This window comes from Streptomyces sp. NPDC085866, from assembly GCF_044541035.1.
GTDB lineage: Bacteria > Actinomycetota > Actinomycetes > Streptomycetales > Streptomycetaceae > Streptomyces.
The window spans coordinates 1-1,052 of record NZ_JBITSQ010000045.1; the positions used below are offsets into that span (position 1 = coordinate 1).

At 69.5% G+C, this 1,052-nt stretch carries 1 protein-coding gene; it reads right to left on the reverse strand.

Annotated features, from left to right (window positions below):
* A partial coding sequence (locus ACIF83_RS45680) for an IS481 family transposase (protein WP_399736574.1) occupies window positions 1-952 on the reverse strand: 952 nt, incomplete at its 3' end.
* Window positions 953-1,052: the final 100 nt, after the last annotated feature.

Genomic DNA, 1,052 nt, shown 5'->3' on the forward strand with positions numbered 1-1,052 from the left:
TGTATTGACCCGGGACGTTGTTGACGCGGCTGATGGGTGGCTTGCCGTCCAGTGCGGTGTGGCAGCGGTGGTGGTTGTAGGTGTGGAGGAAGTCTGCCAGGGCGTCGGTGCGCTCGGTGTTGCTGGTGTAGGGCCGTAGGTAGGCCCATTCGTCGAGCAGGGTGCGGTTGAAGCGTTCGACCTTGCCGTTGGTCTGGGGCCGGTAGGCGCGGGTGAGCTTGCCGGTGGCGCCGAGGTCGGCCAGGGCCTGCTGCCAGGCGAAGCTCTTGCGGTAGGGCCAGGCGTTGTCGGTCAGGACCCGTTCGATGCGGTCGATGCCCGCGGCGTGGAAGAACGCCGCGGCCCGGCGGAGGAAGTCCGCGCAGGTGGCGGCCTTCTCGTCCGGGTGGATCTCGCTGTAGGCGAGGCGGGAGTGGTCGTCGACGGCGGAGTGGACGTAGTCGAAGCCCACATTGCTGCGCCGGGCGCGGCCGGCCTGGCGGCCCAGGACTTTGTGGCCGCCGCCGTCGGGGATCCGGCCCAGTTTCTTGACGTCCACGTGGACCAGCTCGCCCGGCCGGTCCCGTTCGTAGCGGCGGATGACCTGGCCGGTGGGCCGGTCCATGAACACGAGCCGGTTCAGGCCGTGGCGGACCAGGATGCGGTGCACGGTCGAGGCGGGCAGGCCCAGAATCGATCCGAGCCGGGCGGGGCCGAGCTTGCGGTCCTGGCGCAGCCGGCACACCCGGGCCTCGACCGCTGCCGCGGTGCGGTGGGGTGTCGTCCGGGGCCGGCTGGAGCGATCATGCAGCCCCTGCTCGCCTTCGGACCGCCAGCGGCGGATCCACTTGTGGGCCGTGGCGCGCGAGATGCCCATTTCCCCGGCCACATGAGCGACGGGGCGTCCGGCACGGACACGTTCAACGAGCAGCCGCCTGCCATGAACGGTCAGCCGGGCATTACGGTGGGACACGAAGACCTCCGTGCGGTGCAGTCCTAGACAGCTCCACCACACCGGAGGTCTTCGCCATGATCAAGCCCGGCAAGCGTCAACAACGCTCGTGATCAATACA